This is a genomic window from Bradyrhizobium sp. SUTN9-2 (genome assembly GCF_003122645.1).
Lineage (GTDB): Bacteria > Pseudomonadota > Alphaproteobacteria > Rhizobiales > Xanthobacteraceae > Bradyrhizobium > Bradyrhizobium yuanmingense.
Genome location: NZ_LAXE01000001.1, coordinates 3691007 through 3692630, shown reverse-complemented (window position 1 = coordinate 3692630; position 1624 = coordinate 3691007). Strand labels below are relative to the sequence as shown.

Annotated in this window: 2 protein-coding genes; one reads left to right on the top strand and one right to left on the bottom strand. The window is 63.3% G+C overall.

Translation table 11 applies throughout. The features are described from left to right. Window positions 1–109 precede the first annotated feature (109 nt). Window positions 110–484 (bottom strand): winged helix-turn-helix transcriptional regulator, encoded by a 375-nt coding sequence (locus tag XF30_RS17115; protein ID WP_057029641.1) that lies wholly within the window; start codon window positions 482–484, stop codon window positions 110–112. 123 nt (window positions 485–607) lie between these two features. On the opposite strand from XF30_RS17115, the gene XF30_RS17110 reads away from it, so the two are divergent. Beyond that, the gene (locus XF30_RS17110) at window positions 608–1621 is read left to right on the top strand and encodes a zinc-binding alcohol dehydrogenase family protein (RefSeq protein WP_109143366.1); all 1014 of its coding nucleotides are present in this window, start codon (window positions 608–610) and stop codon (window positions 1619–1621) included. Window positions 1622–1624: the final 3 nt, after the last annotated feature.

Sequence of the window (1624 nt, the reverse complement as noted above, 5' to 3'; positions counted from 1 at the left end):
GGGTTACGTTCCATCGAGGATGACGGCGCCCCCTCACCCGAATTGCTTCGCAATTCGACCTCTCCCCGTCGGGGAGAGGTAACGAACCGCACCGCCTGTGTTCTCCAAATCACGCCGCGCGCTTCTTCTTCACGACCACGGGCGGCGGCGCGCAGGACAACCGCTCCTGGTGGCTCTCGCCCCAGGCCTTCAGGATGTCGATCACGGGCCTCAGGCTCTCGCCCAGCTCGGACAGGCAATACTCCACGCGCGGCGGCACCTCGGCATAGACCTTGCGGATGACGAGCTTGTCTTCCTCCAGCGCGCGCAGCTGCTTCGTCAGCATGCGCTGGGTGATGCCAGGCATCCGGCGGCGCAATTCGCCGAAGCGCTGGGTGCCGCTCTGCAGATGGTAGAGGATCACGCCCTTCCACTTGCCGTCGATCAGGTCCAGCGTCGCCTCGACCGAGCAGCCTGGACGGCGGGCGAAATTACGGCGTTTCATGCGGCCTTTTCCCAATAGTATCCAAACAGGGACTATATCCCCAAATTTACAGTACTTGCCAAATCGGAGCCAGAGCGACAGTTAGGGCAGCGGGCGAACAAAGCCATCTGATGGAGACACGCCATGAAAGCCGTCGGCTACAAGAAATCGCTTCCGATCGAGGACGCGGAATCACTGTTCGATTTCGAGACCGCTAAACCCGACCCCAAAGGGCGCGACATCCGCGTCGCGGTGAAAGCGATCTCGGCCAATCCGGTCGACTACAAAGTGCGCAAGCGCGCCGCCCCGCCCGAGGGCGAGACGAAAATCCTCGGCTACGACGCGGCCGGCGTGGTCGATGCGGTCGGGTCTGAGGTCACGCTGTTCAAGCCAGGGGACGAGGTGTTCTACGCGGGCTCGATCCTGCGCCAGGGCACCAACGCCGAATTCCATCTGGTCGACGAGCGCATCGTCGGCGCCAAACCGAAGAGCCTGTCGTTCGCCCAAGCCGCCGCTCTTCCCCTCACCTCGATCACCGCCTGGGAGCTGCTGTTCGACCGGCTCGGTGCGGTGCCGGGCAAGAGCGTCGATCCGCGCACGCTGTTGATCACCGGCGGCGCCGGCGGCGTCGGCTCGATCCTGATCCAGCTCGCCCGCCGCCTCACCGGGCTGACGGTGCTCGCCACCGCGACACGGCCGGAGTCGCAGAAATGGTGCCTCGATCTCGGCGCGCATGCGGTGATCGACCATGGCAAGCCGATGAAGGAGCAGATCGAGAAATTGAACCTGCCGCCGGTTGCGCTGGTGGCCAGCCTCACCTTTACCGACCAGCACTACAAGGCGATCGCGGAATTCATGGCACCACAGGGCAAGTTCGGCCTGATCGACGATCCCCCGGAGTTCACGATTGCCGCATTCAAGGGCAAGGCAATCTCGGTGCATTGGGAATCGATGTTCACGCGCTCCTCGTTCCAGACGCCTGACATGATCGCGCAGCATCATCTGCTCAATGACGTGGCCGACCTCATCGACAAGGGCGTGTTGCGCACCACACTCGACCAGACCTTCGGCACAATCAACGCAGCCAACCTGAAGCGCGCGCACGCGCTGTTGGAGAGCGGCAAGTCGCGCGGCAAGATCGTGCTGGAGGGATGGTAGCTT

What these genes read in the sequence shown, in the direction of transcription:
- XF30_RS17110 (WP_109143366.1), top strand. Translation starts at nt 608, where the DNA reads ATGAAAGCCGTCGGCTACAAGAAATCGCTTCCGATCGAGGACGCGGAA.
- XF30_RS17115 (WP_057029641.1), bottom strand. Translation starts at nt 484, where the DNA reads ATGAAACGCCGTAATTTCGCCCGCCGTCCAGGCTGCTCGGTCGAGGCG.